We start from the raw sequence: 20,742 nt of genomic DNA on the forward strand, positions 1-20,742 counted from the left end.
AAACCCCAACTCGTTAGGTGACTGTATTTGTTAAGCTAAAACTGAGCCATCAACGCAATTGAAAAGAGAGCCACTTTATATCAAAATAATCCTAACTGTAAAAAGTTAGGGGGATCTAGAGGTGATCAGTTTGGAGAAAAAGCAGTTAGTACTGATTGAGTACTACCAGCACAATACAAGCCAACGTCAAATTGCAGAAAAGCTCAAAATGTCTCGTAATACCGTTAAAAAATACATTGAGCAAGATTTAGCAGCTAGACAACAAGATACAAGGAATTTACCAATCACAGATAATTACGTTACGCCTCCGGCATATAAAAAGCGTAATGGAAAAAAGAGAGCTTTAACAAATACGGTGATGAAGCGTATTCGTGAAATGATGAAACAAAATGAAAATAAGCGAGAAGTAAATATGCATAAACAGCAATTAAAGATTATTGATATGCATGAAAAGCTTTTAGATGAAGGTTTTAAAGTCAGCTATACAACGGTTCGCAACTTCGTGAATCGTGAGGAAAAAAAGCAAAAAGAAGTATTCATCCGTCAAGAGCCAACAGCTGGTCGTGAAGTGGAGTTTGATTGGGGAGAAGTAAAATTATTCATTGATGGAAAGTTAAGAAGTCTTTCGATGGCTGTATTTACCCTAGCCTACAGTAATAATCATTATGCCCGACTTTATGAATCAGAAACAATGGTTTGTGTACAGGACGCACACGTAAAATGTATTGAGGTCTTAGGCTTCGTACCGAATATTTTTACATATGACAATATGCGTACCGTCGTCAAAAACTTTATTGGTTACGACCGCTTTATTACCGACGATATGAAAAGTTTATCCTTGCATTACCATTTTCAGATCCGACTTTGTCAGCCCCGTAAAGGCAATGAAAAAGGCCATGTGGAGCGAAGTGTAGGATATATACGCCGGAAAGCATTTGCGCACCAAGATACGTTTATTTCCTTAGAAGAGGCACAGAAATATTTAGTTTCGATCATCGAAAAATTAAATAATCGTCCTCATTATTTGAAAGAGAAAACACATCATGAATTGATGTTGGAAGAAAAAGCTGAACGCGCTGGTAGCTTAACAGCTGCACCATTCGATCCTGCAGAATTAGTGGAACTACGTGTGGACAAATATAGTACTGTTACCTATCGTCACAACCGCTATTCTGTACCCGAGGGGCATGTAGGAGAATATATGAAGTTAAAAGCTCGTGCTGAGGAAGTGCTTCTGTTCAGCGAAGGTGAATGCATCGCAAAGCATAAACGAAGCTGGCAAGTCCATGCCTGGGTGATGAATATCTACCACTATTTAAACACCCTGGGAAAGAAAAAAGGTGCCTTAGCCCAAAGTGAGTGTTTGAGCCAAGCACCAAAACAAATAAAAAATATCTACCACCGCTATTATATCGGAAATGAAAAAGATTTTCTAGAGCTACTTGTTTATATCAAAGAACGAGATTGTCTAGCAAGAGTAGTAGAAGTCATTACTGAACTAGAAAAGAACCCTTTGGTTCAACTAACAACTGAAAAAATCATTTTCTTAGCAGAACAGTCAGCTGAAGTACGTACGGTTCTAACTGGCCAAGATGATGTCACCAGTCAATCTTTAGATAATCTGTCTTCGTTAGCAGCGTTATTTCATTCTAAAGGAACTGGAGTGGTTCATTAATGGACAAGCAAAAAGAAATGATTGAAATGTGTAAAGAATTACGTTTACCAAGTATTCGTTCTTTACTTGAACAGGAAGCCATATTTGAACAACATACATCGTCAGCTGATTTTCTTTATTTCGCTTTAAAACAGGAAATGGAGGACCGTTACGTGCGAGCAAAAGCGAATCGAATTCGACTAGCCAACTTTCCAGAGAAAAAACTGTTAGAAGAATTAGATGTAGAGGCGCTGCCGCAAAATGCGGCGGTTCGCCTTCCTCATTTGAAAGAGCTAAAGTTTATTCAGGACAAGCAGAATGTCTTATTAATTGGCTCACCTGGTACGGGTAAAACCCATCTTGCGATTGGATTAGGAATTGAAGCCTGTTTAGCAGGCTATAAAGTGTATTTCACGAGTGTAGCCTCACTTGTGAATCAATTAAAGGAAAGCCGTTCTGCAAGAACGTTACGCTCATTTGAACTGAAATTTGAGAAGTATGATTTAGTCATCATTGATGAATTGGGTTACATTTCATTCGATAAAGAAGGAGCAGAGCTACTTTTCACGCACTTATCTTTACGTGCTGGTCGAGCAGCGACCATGATTACAAGCAATCTAACATTTGAACGCTGGGAAGAGGTCTTCCATGATCCAGTATTAACATCAGCCTTAACCGACCGACTCACGCATCGAGCGCATATCATCAACATGATTGGAGAATCCTATCGAATTTTAGAAACGAAAGAATGGATGGAACAGAGCAATTTTTAGTGGCTCACATTTTAAGTAACAATTGGCTCAAATTTAACTTGCGAAATACATACATAGAGATGGATTTAATTTTGCCATATCTTTTGCAATCTTAATATGATAATCACTAGATTCCAATTTATATGTTTCAGAAAATCGTACATTAGTTTCTAAATTATGAATTCTAATGTACAACAGACCGATTTTTGGATATTTATCAAAATATCCTTCATATCCATTTTGATTAAAGAAATTATTAGGGCTTTATTTACTTATGATACTAGCTAAATTAACCGATTTAATCCTCACTCCTTTAGAAATAAGAAAAGGGATATTGTCCAAGAGTTCAACACTCGTTCAATATCCCAAATCTCAAAAATCGTTGATATGACTATGTTTGTAGCCACTTTATGTATGGAAACAACGGAAGTCGAATCACCATCTTCTAAAAATACTGTAATAACAGTATTTTAACTGTTTTCAGCTATTCATAAAACTCTTTAACCAAGGTTCTTAAAAACTTCACAGGGGGAAAATTCCCCATTTCCTTATATTAACTTTTAGAAAATCAATTACGATATGAATGAAGTAAATATATAGTCATCCTAACCCAACTAACTGTTTTAAATGTTTACGAAAGAACAATTAAAAGGACTTTAGTTAATGTGTATTGCATAATAAAAGTGCAGACTAGTGCAGCGAATTTGTACAGAGTCTAGCACTTTTTTAGTGCAAAAAAATAGACTTGCCAGCCACCCCAAGTCACTCTACTGTTAAAGTGTCGAATTTTACCAGTGGAGGTTTGAAAGGATGCTAGCAATGTCTGAAGTTAATTGTATCAAAACATTACGAAATGAAAAAGGATTATCGATTACTGAAATCGCCAATACAATGCAAGTCAATTGGCGTACTGCCAAGAAATACGGTGATGGGGATCAGTTGCCGCAGGAGAAAACTCACCTGAAAAAAGGCATGATGTACGACGAAAAATGGGGAGAAATCGTAGTTGATTGGTTAGAAGAGGATTTAAAACTAAAGAAAAAATTACGCCGTACAAACAAGAAAATGCTTGAGGATCTAGTAAAGATGGGATTCAAAGGTTCTTACAGAACGCTTTGTAATTTTATTCAAGAATGGAAAGCAACAGAAGAAGAGGAAGCAGATAAAGGGCATGAACGTTTAAATCATCCAGGAGGAGAAGCACAGGTAGACTTCGGTGTAATGGAGGCTGTTCAAGATGGGGAAATTATTGATGTTCACGCATTAGTCATGTCATTCCCTGCAAGTAATACAGCATTTGCGGTGCCGATGCCTGGTGAAAACTTAGAATGTTTTTTAGGTGGACTTCAAATGTTGTTTAAACAGGCTGGTGGTATTCCTTTGAGCATTCGAATTGATAACCTAACACCTGCGGTGAAAAAAGTAAGAAAAGGAGATTCAGAGGCCCAATTAACCGAAGCCTTCCGACATTTCCAACAATATTACGGCTTTAAAGTGCAAGTGTGTAACCCACGCAAAGGAAATGAAAAAGGTCATGTAGAAAGAAAGGTTGGCTATGTACGCTATAATTTCTTTAGCTTGCCACCTGTCATTAAAGACCTTGAGGATTTAGGAAATCAATTAGAACAGCAGTTAGCAAATGATCGTCAACGAATTCATTATAAAAAGGAAGTACTGATTGATGAGCTATGGCAGCTTGAACAAAAGCAATTGATCAAATTACCTGAAGAACCATATCCGATATTTAAGCAGTTTCTGATAAAGTTTAATAAGTATAATGAATTCAAGCTTGATGGACATTTGATTCATGTACCAAGAGCAAGGAACTACGTCCAACTTTCTTGTGTGACATATTGGGATTCGTATAAAGTCATCACAAATGACGGTGAAATTCTATTATCTGATGCCCGTCCTTATATGAGAAAACGCCGTTTTATTCCTTGGAAGGAGATTTTAAAAGATTGGTTGAAAAAACCACGTGTTGTAGGGCATTCTCGTTATTCAAACTATTTACCAGCGCGTATTAAAGAGTATTTAACAGTGCCTTCGCTTGCCTTAAGAAAACAACGGATTAATGAATTACTGACGCTTTTACTCACACATGATATGAATGACATTGATCAAAACTTTTATAGTTATATTGGACGTGAGGTAGAAGAGACAGAACACCCTTACGGTGTGAATTGGACAGAATATGATGCCTTATCGCCAAAAGGAACGGAGGCGTTGAATCATGAATGAAGCGATTTTAACGCTCTGTAAGCAATTGAGATTGGCTTATGTGGCAGAAGCCATTAAAGTGGTACCTTTTACCGATCCAGAAGAATATATTTATCAAATTTTATTAAAAGAGCAGCTTGGCAGAGAACAAGCAAAAATAGCGCGTAATTTGAAGCAGGCACGTTTTATCGATACGAAGACGCTTGAAAGTTACCAGTGGCATAAAGATATTTGTTTACCTAGCCATTTAACAAAAGATGAATTAGAGCGACTAGATTTCATTCGAAGAAAAGAGAATATCATTTTAGTTGGAGCACCTGGAACAGGTAAAACTCATTTAGCTTCTGCACTTGGACGAAAAGCTTGTGAACAAGGATTTGAAGTGCGTTTTTATCGCGTTTCACATTTGGTTGAAGAATTAGAGCAAGCACTCCTTGTAGGGAAATTAAAGCAATTTAGAAGTAAATTAGAGAAAGTTGATTTAATGATTTTAGATGAAATGGGTTATTTGCCTTTTGGTAAAGAAGGAGCAGAATTACTGTTTCAAATTATTTCAGAGTTCTATGAACAAAAGAGCTTGATTATCACATCAAATTTAGAATTTAGTCAGTGGAACCGCATTTTCTCGGATTCACGTTTAACGGCAGCTCTGGTGGATCGTTTGATTCACCACGCCCATATTATTTCATACACGGGTCAGAGCTTCCGTTTAACCAATGCGTTGTCGAGAAAATAGAGAAAATATTGGGTGGCAATGCTCTGTATTTTTCGTTGCAATTCTCTGCACTTTTCTCTTGCAAAATACAGTTAATTTTTATTAAATAAACAACACCTATTTATTCTGATTTAAACAGTAAAAATAATACTGCTACTGATGCTGCGTTTTTAATGCTGAACGTGGAACTTTTGCTGGCTCAATACATTCATAAAGGTTTTCCGTTCATAATTATCGGGCAATAACCAATTTCCAATAAAATACTATATTTTTATTAAAAAGTATAGAGCTAGGCTTATTTTTACTTAATTTATGAAACTTTCTACAATATGTTCTATTTCTTTTTTCCAAGCTGGAGCATGAGCATTTCTTGAAATTAAACAATTATCTAAAACTCTTCGAATTTCTTTGTTGGTAAATCTTTCAGATAAGAATTTTTCCATGATTATTATAAATTGTTTTAAAGTAAGGGGAACAATATTTATAAATTCTGGTTCATCTCCATTATACCAAACTCCTATTCTAAATGTTTCAGCTGTATTATTATCAATGGTACGTGCCATAAACAACCCATAAACAGGTTTTCCACTTGATACTGCAACTTTAGCTTTTTCTCTAGCAACATGTCTACGAACAGGTTCTCCTTCAGCTGCTTCTTGTCTAGAAGAAGACGTCAAAGTTACTTCTACAACTAAAACATAATCTTCGAATTCAAAAATTAAATCTGGTCCTCCTCCTGGTGCACAGCCTAACGGATAAAAATCTTGGTCTACTTTAAAACGTCTAGCTTCATGCGGTTTATTTACTGATTGATTAATCGCTAAAAAAGCACGCCAAACTGCCCATTCAAAATAGGCAGGTTCATCATCAATATCAATATCAAAACTTTGATCTAATGGCTGTTTATCCAACTTTTTTAAATATGCTATTATTTCACTTATTTGATAGCTATCTTTTTGAACCTCCGCAAAATTTTCTTCTAATACTTGTTGATAAAGAACTTCTAAGCGAATTCGAATTTGATTTAACAGTGCTATATCGTACGTATCTGGTAATTTGGGAATAAAAAAGTCATCAACACCAGCATATAATAACAATCCTCTTAAACGAGTTATTTCATTTTTAGCTATTAGTTCATTATCAGTTGGTAAGTCAGAACCATTCCATAATTTCACAAGATATTCATTATCAGTAGTACTACCTATAATATTTGGTTCCACCTTTAAAATAGACTCTATAACAGGCATTTTTTCTTCACTTAATACTAATCGTTTCTTTTTAAACGAAACAATTCCTGTTAAACGTGGGTATCTAAAATTAACATCTGCATAATCACTTATCGAACTACTTTTAACTCCACCAAGTTCACCTAATTTATTCAATAATTCTTTTTCTACTTTACGTTTCTCTACTCTTCCTACAACAACGTTTCTTTCCTGTCGATACTTTAAAATCATTTCAACTACCTCATCGACTTTACTATGGTCACGATATGATTGGACAATTCCCATTTCAACTTTAGATAAACCCAATGGATTAGGTAACGTACTTAGCTTCTCTAATACTTGAAGTATAAATATAAATGGTTTAAATGGCATATCTCCATTTTTAGGTTCTATATTTGATGGAATTTCATAAGCTAGCAATGCTCTCAACATGCACTCTTGTTGTTCTTGAACTGTCTGAGCATTGATCATTCTTAAACCGCTTGGTGTTAACTCATAAGGTCTACCACTTAAACCTAAATCTTTATTATTCCGAGCTATTTCCAAAACAACAGGGTCTACCTCACTTGGGTTAATATTCTTTTTGAACTTATGCGTAATAAAACCTAACTGTGAAAAACAAGCTCTCCATTTTCGACCAAAAAAGTCTGGGTTTGTACTCATATTTATTACTCCAGCTCTGTCTAACTCAAGAGCAAATTGACTTTCTTGATACGTACCAATCAAATTACCATTTAATGTAGAGTTGCTCAAAACAGTTAGCCCATCCTTAATCCTTAACGGATTTCTTACTGTCGTATTACCAAAATGCCATGGAGATCCCATTTCTATCCCCCCTATATTTAATATCCTACAAACAAGTATTCTTCTACTTCATTATTATTTGTTCCAACGTTATTTCCTTTATTACCAAAGGAATATTTATGATTAACTGAAATCACTTCAACATTCCTTTTAAATTTTTTCATAATTCTTACCATTTCTTCTTTAGAAGGTAATGAATTTGAGGAATAAGACACAATCAAAATACTATTTTGATGATACTTAAATAAATTTTCAAAAGCTGCATAAGCACCCTCTAAATTTTTAAATGGAGTTGGATAGCTTTTAAATTTTTTAGTTTTTGTATTCCATTGCATCTCCACATCATTCCAATTTTTAACAAGTCCCTCTACAAAATGATATCTTCTAACATACTCATTATCACTTAAAGGGCTGTAATAAGGTGGGTCTATATATACTAAATCTGCTTGCTTTTCAAAATTCATTGAATCGCTGTTAAAAGATAAATTATTTTGTCCATTGTCAAATACTGCATTATTGAAAGATTCGATCGCCTCTATAAATTGCTCTTGTAAAGTTAATTTTAAATCTCTCCTACCATCATCATAACGTAAACCTGTATAAGTAAAAATTCCCCTAGGACGCTTTTTTAAACAAGCTCTTACTAAAGCAGCTAAAAACATTGATTTTTTCATATCATCCTTAATTAGCCCTAAATTCGTGCGTACTTTGTCAATGAATAAATTATCTTCATCATTAAAGAACAAACCTTGAAATGTTTCAGATACAAATTTATCAATATGTTCTGGCTCTTTTAAAATTTCGGCTATATCATCTTTAGTTAAGATTACATGATTATTTTCTACAAGTACTTTAGTAATATTAGATGAAAATGCCATATAATCATTACTTAAGACCTTTTTCCCTTGAGATTTAAACATGTAACTAACCACGCCACTGCCACTAAATAAATCTAAGATTGTTTCAAATTCGAACTGTGAAGCAATACCCCAGATGTACGGAAGTAACTTTTCCTTGCTTCCCATATATCTAGTAGAAGGAAATTTATACATTTGTTCTGGTAAATCTAACTTTTGAAATTTTATTTTCTTTTTAAAAGGCTCAACTTTTACCAAAACATCCTCACCAGTTCTTTTCGATGCGACACTATTAATGTTCCTTTTCGTCTTATGGACAGTAATTTCAAATTCATCATATAACTCATGAACTAATGGATGATTAGAGTTAGTCAATAGTACGTGACATCCCAAATCCCTTAATCTTTTTACTTCTTCAGCTAACTCTGATTGGTCAGCATCATAAAACTGTTCTTTAGTATATCGTTTAAAATCCGAATTTGAAGAAATTGGGATATATGGTGGATCTAAAAATATAAAATCTCCAGGTTTTGCATAAGTGCTCAACACGTCTTTATAGTCACCTTGAATTATCTCAGTATTTTTTAATACCCTACTAGCTGCACGTAGATTTTCAATATCACATATCTTAGGGTTTTTATACTTTCCAAAAGGAACATTAAATTCTCCTTTTTTATTAACACGATATAAACCATTAAAACAAGTCCTATTTAAGTAAAGCGTTCTTGCGGCTCTTTTTACATTTGATAATGTATCTGGATTTTTAGCTCGCATCATATAATAATAATCTTCTTCATTTTTCATCTCTTGAAGTTCAAGAATTAATTTTTCAACATCTTCAGCAATGACTTTATATAAATTAATTAATTCAGGATTGACATCAGCAATAACACCATTTATAGGCTCAATGTCAAAAAAGAAGGCACCTCCACCTATAAACGGCTCAATATATCGATTATACTTCAAAGGCTTATTTTCATTTAATATCTTTAACATTTGTGTTTTCCCACCTGCCCATTTCAAAACAGGTTTTGCCTTCACATAATCGTTATCATTAAACAATTTTTGTTGTGCCATTAAACCACCTCACTAGTTGACCACATCATTTCATTATACCTTATATTAGGTAGACAAAAAATAAAAGTTAATCATACACAGCTTCTTTGTAGAAATATTTCCTCTCAATGGACATTCTCTAACTGAATCTAAAATTATAATATTATAAATTGGATTCAGCTATTTTAAACTTATAACACCACTAACACTAGTACATTTAATTTGATGTGATGTAATTTACAAGTTGCGATGCCAAGCTGTTATTTCTACAGTCTACTTACTGCAAATACGTCATTTTTTCTACTTCTAAGCATATAAAAAACCTCCCAATTTTTTTAGAAGGTCTACAATCCTAAAACTTTATAAATTAATATTAAGACAAATCTATTTCCATTTTTATCTGTTCAGATAAACTTTGTAAATTTTCATTTTGAGAAAATGGTGATGGGATTAGAGTAGCCATATCATTGACAATTCTAGTTGCATAATTATCCAGCTTCAAATTATATGTCCATGAAAAATAGCGTCCTGTATCAACCTGCTTCACTTTGACTATAAGTTGCCCAATCTTCGAAAATTTTTTGAATTGCCCTTCATAACCATTCTCGTTAAAAAAATTTCCATATTCATCAGTTCTGCTTATAATTTCTACAAGATTTGTCATTTAACTATTCCTCCTTTAGAGATAAAAATAGGGATATTCAACAAGAGTTCAACTCCCGTTCAATATCCCTAATCTCGAAAAACGTTGATATGACTACATTTGTAGCCATTTTATGTATGGAGACGGCGGGAGTCGAACCCGCGTCCAAAGACTCCAATACTTCAGCTTCTACGCGTGTAGTTTGCCTACTTACGATTCACGTAGCATTATGCCGACAAACAGGCGTCCTGTACGCTAACCTGGAAATCTCTTGCCGATGACTCAGGTGGCACCATCGACCGTATCCCACTAAAGTTGGGCCCCACGTTCTCTACATGGGCGATAGAGAGGCAGAGCGCTTAAGAGCTTACGCTGCGAAAGCTAAGTTTTGTTGTTTGCCAGTTATTATATAACTGTCGTTGATGACGGAGCCGAGCCCTCCGACGCGCGACCAAAGCTTGAACCATCCCTGTCGAATCCGTAACGTCCCCGGATATAATCCAGTTCTCACTGTATACGGTCAACACTGCTTGGTGCAGGTTGTAAAATAAGCATCCAATAGTTAGATGCTCACTGGCATGTAGCATTATTATAATATAAAGTATTCAAATCATCAAGTATAGACGCTGAACATGCTTGAAATCATCATAATAAGGCAAACAATTACTGTGAAATTAAGCTATTACCTAGCATGCTGCCGCTTTTCATTATAATAAATTTTCCTTCTATATAGCTGATACCTCTCTACCTTAGATAAGTAAACAGCGCAATATCTTCCATAATCATATTGAAATACCATTAAAATTCTGCTATTTCCCTGCCAATACCTTTAATGACCAAACTATTATAGAACCTCACCTATGAAATAAACCCTCAATATTTTCCGCGAAAATTCCGCCACCTCTACTAAATTACCAATACCTTTAATAATCTCACTAATTAAAATTTAATATTTCCTCATAAAAACAGCAGAATTTCCTCCATCATCTTCTCGTTTAAGTTGCTGACGTCTTGAATCATTAAACTATCAAAGATCACCAAAAAAGACCTAAACCCCACCGCAAAAAACGCCAAATAATACTCATAAAATCCTTAAAACCCTCTGCACAGATACGGGTACTGTTTCACCTGTCTACTAGCTTTGATCGTGGCGGTGTTTTCTTTGGAGGAGCTTTTCTTCTAGGTTGCTTGTGCCGATGATGACGCCTGCGATAATAATTAGGCTGCCGATAAATTGCTGTAGTGTGATGACTTCGTGTAAAAATAGTGCTGCGCCTATTAATGCAAAGATTGTATTGAAGTTAACGAAAATGGCTGATTCTGCTGCACCGATATGCTTTATGCATAGGTTATATAGTGTGTGTCCAACTGATGTGGCTAGAACCGCTGATAGAAAGAATATAAGCCATAGGAGTGGACTAAAGGATACAAAGGCTGTGTAGCTTTGGATGTTTGTTACTAATGTGAAAATTAATAATATGGATGAGCCAATTAGTAGCATCCAGCCTGTCGTTAGCATAGGTGAAATAGTTGTAGTTGCTCGACGAATGGCGATAAAGCTAAAAGCCTGTAAAAAGAACGACATAAAGACAAGAAAGTCACCTAGCTGTAGATTTGTTAGCTCTGTTAGATCATCTACAACAGCAAAGAGTACGCCGATGCCTCCAAGCATAAAGCCGATTAATTTTGTTTTTGTCATTACGGTATCTTTAAATACAACCGCAATAAGAGCTGTGAATAGTGGGCTCAAGCCGCTAATAATAGCTGTTTTCATAGCAGTTGTTCGAACAATACCATATGCTAGAAAAGCATGGTGACAAATAACACCAAAAAAGCAACCGATTAATATGTACTTAAATGGCATGTTCTTTACATATAACTGCTGTTTCGTTAGCTTTAAAATAATAAAAATCACAATACCCGCTAGAAAAATACGGGCTGTTTGTATTGTTAATGGATCACCATTGGAAACAATTACTTTTAGCCATGTCACATTCATGCCCCATAGGAACATGACGAATATTAAAATAGAATATACTTTTGTATTTGCCAAGTCATCACCTCATGTTTTATTCACGCCAAAGGAGAACGTTATCTGCTGAAAAATCGATTAATCTTTGCAAGGAGATATTTTTAGAAATACGTTATCTAGCCTATACCTTATCACAAATCTTTCATAAGAAAGTAGGCTGTTGGGAAAGTTTGATCTTTTCCAACAGCCTACTTATTAAGCAGCATTGCTTTTTTTATAAATGTACGTTCCATCTACAATTTGATCGAGCTGAACAGGATCGCCAATTTGAACATCTCCATAAATACGCACTGTTAGCTTTGCTTTAGAATCTTTAAGCTGTACTAATGCCACAACATACGGTGCTAGCTCAGCGTATTCAGCAGGAGCAATATGAATAACAGTATAGCTATAAACTGTCCCCTCGTCTGGAACTTCTCGTTCGTTTTTGATTTCTTGACGACAGATGCTACAATATACTTTTTTTGTAACCGACTCAACACCACAGCATTCATAAACCCTCATTAGTATTCGGCACAGAATCGCCTTCTCTCCTTCCATGTAACAAAGTGCTTGCCTATGTTTATAAAGTAAAACTTCAGTCAGTGGGTGTTTTTCTCATCTCTACTGATTAGTGATAGAGGAACACAAGCTAACAACTTCACATCCTGTGAAAACGCTTGTGTGACCAACATCGTGTTGACCTCAATCGGGCTTTACAGACTGCCCGTCCCCCCACTTAAGCTAAAAATGAGGGTCTTACAGCCTGTTAATACGGTATAACCGATGCGCGAGCTTGAGCTATTATACTCTTTCTAAAATATGGACGACTGAATAGGAGCCAGTGCCACCTAAATTTTGTGCAAGAGCTAATCGTGGCTGCTTTTCTAGCTGATTTGGAGCATCTCCACGCAGTTGATGTACTAGCTGATAAAATTGTGCTACACCTGTTGCACCAATTGGATGTCCTCTTGATAAAAGACCTCCGCTTGTATTGACAGGCTTTTCCCCGTTTACGCGTGTTTTCCCTTGCTCAATGGCTAGCCAGCCTTCTAATTTCGGGAAAAAGCCAAGCTCTTCAATAGCAAGCATTTCAGTCATGGAGAAGCAATCATGAATTTCAACAACATCAATATCGTCAGGACCAACACCTGCTTTTTCATAGGCTTGCTGTCCTGATATACGTATTGCTGGTAATGATAATAAATCAATGGCATCCTGCATCATTGTTGGACCAGAAGCCTGTGCGGAAGCTAATATTTTAATATCTGATGGCTTGCGTGATAACACAACTGCTGCTGCACCATCTGTAATTGGTGAGCAATCGAATAAGCCAAGTGGGTCTGTAATAATGCGCGCATTGATAATTTCCTCAAGCGTTGCTGGCTTTTGGAATTGTGCAAGTGGGTTGTGCAACGCATTTTCACGGTTCTTTAGAGCTACTTTCGCTAAATGAGATTTATTTGCACCTGTTTCATAGAAATAGCGATTGGCAACTACACCAAAAAATCCTGGGAATGTGAGGCCAGCATAACGCTCATTTGTTGTTTGATCCATTGCAGAGTTAATAAATTGCGTAACAGTGGCTGTCGGTGCATGCTTCATTTTCTCAACACCAACAACTAAAACGCTTTCATATTCACCGCTTAAAATGCTTAAAACCCCTTGGCGTAAAGCAATGCCTCCTGATGCACAGGCACCCTCTAATTTCGCTGTTGGAATATGCCCAAGCCCTAAATCATTTGCTACAATTGCCCCTAAAATTTCTTGATTGACTAAGCTACCTCCCATGTAATTGCCGACAAAAACTGCATCAATCTTGATATCTCTTGCTTCATCGAGTGCCTCTCGGCTAGCAGTGAGCATTAAGTCTTTTAATGAAGTATTTTCGCTGTTGCCAAACTTCGTCATGCTTACACTATGCACATATACTGTCATTGCGTCACCTCCGTATGCTGTTTAACAAGCTCACGTTTTAAAATTTTCCCATAGGAGCTTTTTGGCAGTGCCTCAACAACATGGATTTCCTTCGGCTTTTTAAAGCTTGCTAAATGGTTTTGACAAAGCGTGATTAATTCATCCTTATCAATTTCTCCACGTCCATTTGGCACTACATATGCAACGATAGATTCGCCCCATTTGTCATCTGGAATGCCAATCACACATGTTTCTTTAATAAAGTCATGCTTATTTAAAACTTCCTCTACTTCACGAGGATAAATATTGACACCGCCCGAAATGATAACCTCTTTTTTACGATCAACGATATATAAATAGCCATGCTTATCTAGCCTGCCTAAGTCGCCTGTATGAAGCCAGCCATCACGCAATGTTTCTGACGTTGCTTTTTCATTGTTCCAGTAACCCTGCATAATAAGTGGACCTTTGGCAATAATTTCACCAATCTCTCCCACTGGGCATTCATTGCCCTCATCATCAACGATTTTCACATCGACAAATGGCCCAATTCTGCCACATGAATCAAGACGAGATGGCAAATCCTCACGTGGCATCATAGAAATACACATTGGTCCTTCCACCTGACCATATGTTTCTACAAATTTTGTTCCTACTTTGTCAAGTGCCTCCTGCAGCTTCGCAGCGGCAATTGGTGAGCCTGCCATATTAATCGATTTAATCGTATGCAGCTTTTGCGGGTTGAAATGCTCATGCTGAATCATTAAATTAACCATTGTTGGGACTAGGAAAATAATTGAAATACCATCCTGCTCTAATAAATGAACAAATTGCTCTGGCTCAAACTTATCGTATACAACCTGTGTTAAACCATAGAGCCATGCGACATGACTTAAAAAGTTTGCGCCATGTGTTAATGGTGCAACATGACCGATAACATCCTTATAATCTGCCTCACATGCTATTGCTAAAGAAAGCGCCCCGCTTACCATATTACGGTGTGACAGCATCACGCCTTTTGGGTTGCCTGTTGTGCCTGAAGTATACATTATTGCCATCGTATCATTCTCAGTTACTTCATTTTCATAAGCTTGTCCTTTAAATTGTTCAATGACTTGTTCATACTGCTCTCCGCAATAAACAATGGGAAAATCAATTTGTAGCTGATTGATTAGTGATTGCTCCCCAATTATCAAGCTCATACCCGAATCCTTCACCTGATAATCATGCTCTTTTGGATGCAAGCGATAGTTAAGTGGTACTTTAATAAGACCGTATAGAGAAACGGCTACATCAAGCTCAATATGCTCTAAGCGATTTGACATTAAAATACCTACACGTGCACCCTTTTGCAGATTAAGACTTTTAAAATAGGCTGTTAGTGCATAGGCACGCTCGATTAATTGTGTATATGAAATAGAACGGTCTTTAAATTTAACGGCTATTTTATCTGGATACGCATGAGCAGATTTTAGTGCTAATTGGCCGATTGTACTCATTAATCTTCCTCCTACTCTTCAAAATGAAAAATTAGAACTTGGAATTGGTCATCTTTGCGTCTTTTTGGTATAGCCTCTTTTAATGGATAGAGTATAAATTCTACTGTAATAGCAATTTCATTTTCTCCTTCAAGAAAGTGACCACCCGAAAAATTTTGATCACAATCTACAAAGGACCCATGGAAATGAATGTCTAAATCATTTGTTTCCATATCTATTCCAATAAAGCCTAAACCAGAAATAAGTTCTACTGGTGATGTAGTCTGTCGCTTTGGTGAATAAACAATGGTTCCTTCCTTTTCACCTCGTTGTACTTGGACATACGTAGCATGCTTTAAAGAGCCCATACATTGAAATTGCCCACCCATCACACCAAAGTGATGACAGACCTCCTTTATCCCAGCAAATAAATCTGTTCCTGCCTTCAATCTTCCGATAATTCTATCTGTAGGACGGTCGTATAAAGCCTGCCACCGCGCATTATCCAATACTGATCCCCCCGTCTACCTTTAGCACCTGAGCAGTTGCATAACCAGCCTCTCTAGATGCAAAATATAGCACAGCGCTTGCAATATCATCAGGCGTACCAATACGTTTAATAACCTGCTGATCTAAATTGTACGGAACCCCTGTTGTAATCCCTGTTAATGTCGCCCCCGGTGCTACAGAGTTACACGTAATATTAAGTGGTCCAAGCTCTTTTGCCACCCATTTTGTTAGCGCAATAACACCACCTTTTGATGCTGCATATGCTGGGCCTGAGCGACCTGTGCCATCCTCACCAGATGTTACACCACCATTTAAACCAGATACTGAGCTAATATTAATAATGCGACCATATTGCGCATCCTTCATATGAGGGTACACACATGCCTGTGTAAACATAAATGTCGCCTTTAAGTTTGTATCAAGATCACGTGACCAATCCTCAAATGTCATCGTTTCGATATTTTTACGGCTACATGTTCCAGCATTATTCACTAAAATATGAATCTCTCCATATTTTTCAATAGTACGATTAACAGTTGCCTTAATAAACTCTGCATCGCGAATATCACCTAAGCACTCTAAATAGCTATCATGTGCTAGTTTTTCAATTGTGTCCTCACATGAATTTAAGTCAACTAATACAACATGTACCCCCTGCTTTGAAAGCTGGATAGCAACTGCCTGTCCAATACCACTTGCTGCTCCTGTAACAATTGCTACATCATCCTTTAATGTCATAAACATGTTCCCCTTTGCTACTTAATATTTAATAAATCTGGTAAAAATGTTGATAAAGCTGGTATATACGTCACAAGTAATAAAACGATAATTGAGGCAACAATAAACGGCACAACCCCCTTAGAAATTTGGATAATATTCGTCTTTGACATACTTGCTGCAACATATAAATTTAACCCTACAGGTGGTGTAAATAAGCCGATTGCTAAGTTAATTGTCATAAATACGCCAAATACAGTTGGGTCTACGCCAAGCATTAGCATGATTGGCAGTAAAATTGGTACGAAAATATAAAATGCTGAAATCGCATCGATAAATGCACCTGCAATTAATAAAATAATATTTACTAGTAATAGAATAATAATTTTATTATCTGTCAAACCTAAAACCGCATCTGAAATTGTAGAAGCAATTTGTTCTGTTGTCACAATATAAGCAAAAACAGAGGCCGCACTAACAATAATCATCACAACGGCTGTTTGTAATGCTGATTCAATAAAAATACGATACATCATTTTTATGTAGCCCTTACGATGAATAAACAAGCCAACAATCAGTCCATAAACAACAGCAATAACCGCTGCCTCTGTTGGTGTGAAAAATCCTCCATAAATACCACCTAAAATAATAACGGGAATCATTAATCCCGGAAGCGCTTTAACAAATGCATCCCAACGTTCTTTTCCTGTACTTTTTCGCATCGTTGCTTCAACAGAGTCGTTAAAAATACCCTTTTTAATATCACGCTTACGAACATACATACCAGCGAGAAACAAACCGATACCAACTAAAATTCCTGGAATAACACCTGCCATAAATAGGCGATTAATCGTAATAGGGATTTGATCTCCTGCTACCACTGCGAAAATAATAAAGGCAATGGATGGTGGAATAATAATCCCGATAGCACCAGCACTTGCTACTAAGCCACCAGCCGTTTCTTTACGATAGCCGTTCTTCACCATGGCAGGAATTAAAATTCCTCCAATGGCAGCAACTGTTGCTGGACCAGAGCCTGAAATAGCGGCAAAGAAAATGGCTACCAAGACAGTTACAAGTACAATACCACCTTTGCGGTGCCCTACTAATGTTTGTGCAAAATCGATTAAGCGCTTAGAGATTCCGATATGATCCATAATGACGCCCGCTAAAATAAAGAACGGAATCGCTAATAATGTAAATTTCGCAACACTTGTATACATAATATCTGTTAATGCTTCAAATCCTGATAGGCCCTGTGACGTAAATAGAACAACCATGGAAGATACTGCTAAGGAGGCAGCGATAGGTACTCTTAAAAATACAAGCACTATAAATGAACCAAAAAGTAATAATGCTGTCATATCAACTCATCCCCCTTTGTTCCACTGCCTTCATTGCTCACTGCTTTAAATTCCTCAATCATCGCCTGTACTGTGCGAATTAAGCAAAGCAATGCGCCGAGTGGTAATGCTGAAGATAAAATCCATTGCGGCATTCCTAATGCTGGCGTTGTTTGATTAATTTGCATTTGGAACAATACCATATCGATTCCGTAATAGAGTAATACAGCAAACAATGCACCACTTGCTACTGATGAAATAATGACAATCACTTTCTTTGTCAGCTTATTCCCCTTGTCAAATAATAGGGTAAAACCAAGGTGTGCATACCTGCGCACACCTAAAGCTGTACCAACAAATGTTAGTAATACTAACAAATTGACTGTAATTTCCTCTGTAAAAGAAAGGGATAAATTGACTGCATTTCGAGAAACGATGTTTATAAATGTAATAAGTGTAATTGCTGCAAATGTAACACTTAATAGAATCTCTTCAAAGTAGTCTAAAAACTTCATCATATCCCCCCTTATGGCGTAAACGCTTTCAGTAAATCTTCGCCCCAAACATCTGTATATTTGGCATAGATTGGTTGAACTGCTTCTTTAAATGCCGCTAATTCTTCCTCTGTTGGTGTATAAACATTCATACCTTTTGCCTTTAAATCTTCAATTTGTGTTGCTTCCTTTTCACGCGCAATCTTTACTTGGTAAGCAGCTGCCTCTTTTCCTAAACGGTCAAATAGCTCACGATCTGCATCGCTTAAAGAATCATATAACTTCTTGTTCATCCCTAGCACTAATGGGTCATATGAGTAGTTCCATAATGTTAAGTAGTCTTGCACTTCCTCTAGCTTTGATGATGCAATCACATCAATTGGATTTTCTTGACCATCAATTGTGCCTTGCTGTAATGCTGTAAATACTTCAGAGAATGTCATTGTTGCTGGGTCTGTTCCTAGTGAGCGATATAAATCTGTATACATAGTAATACCAGGAATACGAATCTTTAAGCCATTTAAGTCTTCTGGTGCTTTAATTTCATGTTTACTGTTTGTAATTTGACGGAAACCGTTTTCACCATATCCTAAAGCGTGTACACCTTTTTCAGCTAAAAGCTCCTTCAGCTTTTCTCCACCTTCACCATTAAAGACTTTATCTACTTCAGCATGGTCTTTTAATAAAAACGGCGCACTTGTTACACCAAAGCGTTGATCTAAAATAGAGTAAATAATTGTAGAGTTAAATGTTAAATCAATTGAACCTTTTGCTAATCCTTCAACAGCCTTACCTGAATCGCCACCGGATAATTGTTCATTTGTGAAAACTTCGATTTTAATGCGGCCATCTGTTTCTTTTTCCATATCATCTGCTAATTTTTTAGCTGCCTCATACCAAGTTGAAGAGTCCGATACCGTCACAGACATTTTTAATTTGTATGACTTTTCTTCACCATCAGCTCCTCCTCCGCCATTCCCACAGGCAGCTAGTACAGTTGAAACGATCAACAACATGACAAGGAGAAGATTTCTCCCTTTTCCTAATTTCTTCATAAATTAATCCCCCTACTCTTTATGTTAGACTTGATAATTATTCTACAATTCCGAAAAATCGGAATATATATGCTTTGGGGATAAAAAAAACAAAATAATCTAGCGATTTTTGTTCTTAACATATAAAAATTCTACAAAAACCAGCATTTTTTATGTCCTCTAATATTATTGATTTATAAACTTACTCTTCTTTTTTTTCGATACAGCAAAATGGCAATCATTAACTCTAATTTATTTTCGTTATTATTAATATCAATATTTAAAAGCTTCTCAATTTTTTTTAAGCGATACTTTAATGTATTTTTATGGATATGGAGCATATCAGCAATATCCTGCAATGCTCCTTTGCTTTTTAACCATATTTCTAAATTATAAATAAGCTCTTCTTCCCCGATTAATGAACCAATTGTTCTCTCAATAAAATTATCTACCTTTTGTTCTTGCAGGTCTGATAATAGCAGCTCTAATTTTAAATCCTCTTCAAACACAATTTGCTTATTTTCAATCGCAACTGTTAATGCATTACTTGCCTCATTGTATGATTCATTCAGCTTAAAAAAGGAATGCGAATTGCCGACACCTATAAAGATATCATTGTCATATAACTTGCTAAGCTTACGATTAAATGAATAAAGTGTTTCCTCTAAATGCATGCGTGTCACCTTTGGCACAAGCAGCACTAATTTATCGAAGCTCCATTGAAAAATATGTAATTGAGGATGGATTATTTGAATTGCACGCAAATAATCCACCCCCTTTTCATCAATTCGCCTATTCAATTGAATAATAATAACGCGATTGTAAAGTGCTGTATCAATATTTAACATTTCTGCTCGTTGCTCCAATAGTGCTTGATGAACCTGTCCATTTAATAAATCCAGTAAAAATAGCTCAAACATTTTTGTTTCTCGCTCTTTTTTACGGTGCATTAAAAAATCCTCAACAAAAAACTGTGTAATTTTTTGCACAAGCTTTCCGTATTTTTCAATTTCCTCAGGCTGTCCAGTAACGCCAATAACACCAATTGGCGTATCCTCAATAATTAAGGGCATCACCATTCCTTCCAGTACACCTTTTAATTGCGCTGATAGCTCCTTTGTCATATGCATAACCTCTTTGCTTTTCATGGCAAGTAACGCACCCTCATGAAATTGGTTCATCCTAGACATATCTGTGCTAGCGATAATAAAGCCATTATGATCAATTACAACAACTTTTTGATCAATTAGCTCACCAAGCTCCCTTACAATTTTTGTTCCAATAATTTGTAAATCAAACATTATGCCACCC

At 36.3% G+C, this 20,742-nt stretch carries 17 protein-coding genes and 1 other RNA gene; 4 read left to right on the forward strand and 14 right to left on the reverse strand.

Annotated features, from left to right (window positions below):
• The first annotated feature begins 121 nt into the window (after positions 1 to 121).
• The 4 genes from istA (MHB42_RS15500) to istB (MHB42_RS15515) all read left to right on the forward strand — a co-directional run bounded on the left by istA (MHB42_RS15500) (position 122) and on the right by istB (MHB42_RS15515) (position 5,362).
• Positions 122 to 1,675 carry an IS21 family transposase gene (gene istA / locus MHB42_RS15500; protein WP_340807287.1) on the forward strand — a complete coding sequence of 518 codons (1,554 nt, stop codon included), beginning with the start codon at positions 122 to 124 and terminating at the stop codon, positions 1,673 to 1,675.
• Positions 1,675 to 2,427: an IS21-like element helper ATPase IstB gene (gene istB / locus MHB42_RS15505; protein WP_340807289.1), complete on the forward strand. Its 753-nt coding sequence runs from the start codon at positions 1,675 to 1,677 to the stop codon at positions 2,425 to 2,427. Before istA (MHB42_RS15500) ends, istB (MHB42_RS15505) begins: the two co-directional genes overlap by 1 nt.
• A gap of 789 nt (positions 2,428 to 3,216) precedes the next feature.
• Positions 3,217 to 4,647, forward strand: coding sequence for an IS21 family transposase (gene istA, locus MHB42_RS15510; RefSeq protein ID WP_258860958.1), 1,431 nt, complete (start codon positions 3,217 to 3,219; stop codon positions 4,645 to 4,647).
• Positions 4,640 to 5,362 carry an IS21-like element helper ATPase IstB gene (gene istB, locus MHB42_RS15515; protein WP_258860959.1) on the forward strand — a complete coding sequence of 241 codons (723 nt, stop codon included), beginning with the start codon at positions 4,640 to 4,642 and terminating at the stop codon, positions 5,360 to 5,362. The genes istA (MHB42_RS15510) and istB (MHB42_RS15515) overlap by 8 nt, the downstream gene beginning before the upstream one ends.
• 284 nt (positions 5,363 to 5,646) lie before the next feature.
• Here istB (MHB42_RS15515) and MHB42_RS15520 read toward each other — a convergent pair whose 3' ends face one another.
• The 14 genes from MHB42_RS15520 to MHB42_RS15585 all read right to left on the reverse strand — a co-directional run bounded on the left by MHB42_RS15520 (position 5,647) and on the right by MHB42_RS15585 (position 20,732).
• Positions 5,647 to 7,392, reverse strand: coding sequence for an AlwI family type II restriction endonuclease (locus tag MHB42_RS15520; protein ID WP_340807290.1), 1,746 nt, complete (start codon positions 7,390 to 7,392; stop codon positions 5,647 to 5,649).
• Between the two features lie 17 nt (positions 7,393 to 7,409).
• Entirely contained in the window at positions 7,410 to 9,305 is a 1,896-nt protein-coding gene (locus MHB42_RS15525; protein ID WP_340807292.1) for a Dam family site-specific DNA-(adenine-N6)-methyltransferase, read from the reverse strand.
• Between the two features lie 352 nt (positions 9,306 to 9,657).
• Positions 9,658 to 9,948, reverse strand: a complete 291-nt coding sequence (locus MHB42_RS15530) for a hypothetical protein (protein ID WP_340807294.1) — start codon at positions 9,946 to 9,948, stop codon at positions 9,658 to 9,660.
• 114 nt (positions 9,949 to 10,062) lie between these two features.
• Positions 10,063 to 10,418, reverse strand: a transfer-messenger RNA (tmRNA) gene (gene ssrA, locus MHB42_RS15535).
• Between the two features lie 644 nt (positions 10,419 to 11,062).
• Complete coding sequence (locus tag MHB42_RS15540; RefSeq protein ID WP_340807295.1) at positions 11,063 to 11,980, reverse strand: DMT family transporter; 918 nt, start codon at positions 11,978 to 11,980, stop codon at positions 11,063 to 11,065.
• A gap of 174 nt (positions 11,981 to 12,154) precedes the next feature.
• Positions 12,155 to 12,463 carry a Zn-ribbon domain-containing OB-fold protein gene (locus MHB42_RS15545; RefSeq protein ID WP_340807297.1) on the reverse strand — a complete coding sequence of 103 codons (309 nt, stop codon included), beginning with the start codon at positions 12,461 to 12,463 and terminating at the stop codon, positions 12,155 to 12,157.
• Positions 12,464 to 12,742: 279 nt separating this feature from the next.
• On the reverse strand, positions 12,743 to 13,876 hold the full coding sequence (locus MHB42_RS15550) for a thiolase C-terminal domain-containing protein (protein WP_340807299.1): 1,134 nt from the start codon (positions 13,874 to 13,876) through the stop codon (positions 12,743 to 12,745).
• A complete protein-coding gene (locus MHB42_RS15555; protein WP_340807300.1) occupies positions 13,873 to 15,354 on the reverse strand; it encodes a class I adenylate-forming enzyme family protein in 1,482 nt (493 codons plus the stop codon). Before MHB42_RS15555 ends, MHB42_RS15550 begins: the two co-directional genes overlap by 4 nt.
• Before the next feature lie 11 nt (positions 15,355 to 15,365).
• A complete protein-coding gene (locus tag MHB42_RS15560; RefSeq protein ID WP_340807302.1) occupies positions 15,366 to 15,842 on the reverse strand; it encodes a PPC domain-containing DNA-binding protein in 477 nt (158 codons plus the stop codon).
• Complete coding sequence (locus MHB42_RS15565) at positions 15,835 to 16,581, reverse strand: SDR family NAD(P)-dependent oxidoreductase (RefSeq protein ID WP_340807303.1); 747 nt, start codon at positions 16,579 to 16,581, stop codon at positions 15,835 to 15,837. Before MHB42_RS15565 ends, MHB42_RS15560 begins: the two co-directional genes overlap by 8 nt.
• A 17-nt stretch (positions 16,582 to 16,598) precedes the next feature.
• Positions 16,599 to 17,924: a TRAP transporter large permease gene (locus MHB42_RS15570; RefSeq protein WP_340807304.1), complete on the reverse strand. Its 1,326-nt coding sequence runs from the start codon at positions 17,922 to 17,924 to the stop codon at positions 16,599 to 16,601.
• The gene (locus MHB42_RS15575; RefSeq protein ID WP_340807305.1) at positions 17,921 to 18,421 is read right to left on the reverse strand and encodes a TRAP transporter small permease; all 501 of its coding nucleotides are present in this window, start codon (positions 18,419 to 18,421) and stop codon (positions 17,921 to 17,923) included. Before MHB42_RS15575 ends, MHB42_RS15570 begins: the two co-directional genes overlap by 4 nt.
• An 8-nt stretch (positions 18,422 to 18,429) precedes the next feature.
• Positions 18,430 to 19,452 (reverse strand): DctP family TRAP transporter solute-binding subunit, encoded by a 1,023-nt coding sequence (locus MHB42_RS15580; RefSeq protein WP_340807306.1) that lies wholly within the window; start codon positions 19,450 to 19,452, stop codon positions 18,430 to 18,432.
• Positions 19,453 to 19,625: 173 nt separating this feature from the next.
• A complete protein-coding gene (locus tag MHB42_RS15585) occupies positions 19,626 to 20,732 on the reverse strand; it encodes a CdaR family transcriptional regulator (protein ID WP_340807307.1) in 1,107 nt (368 codons plus the stop codon).
• Positions 20,733 to 20,742 lie beyond the last annotated feature (10 nt).

The sequence above is a fragment of the Lysinibacillus sp. FSL K6-0232 genome, assembly GCF_038008325.1.
Classification (GTDB): Bacteria; Bacillota; Bacilli; order Bacillales_A; family Planococcaceae; genus Lysinibacillus.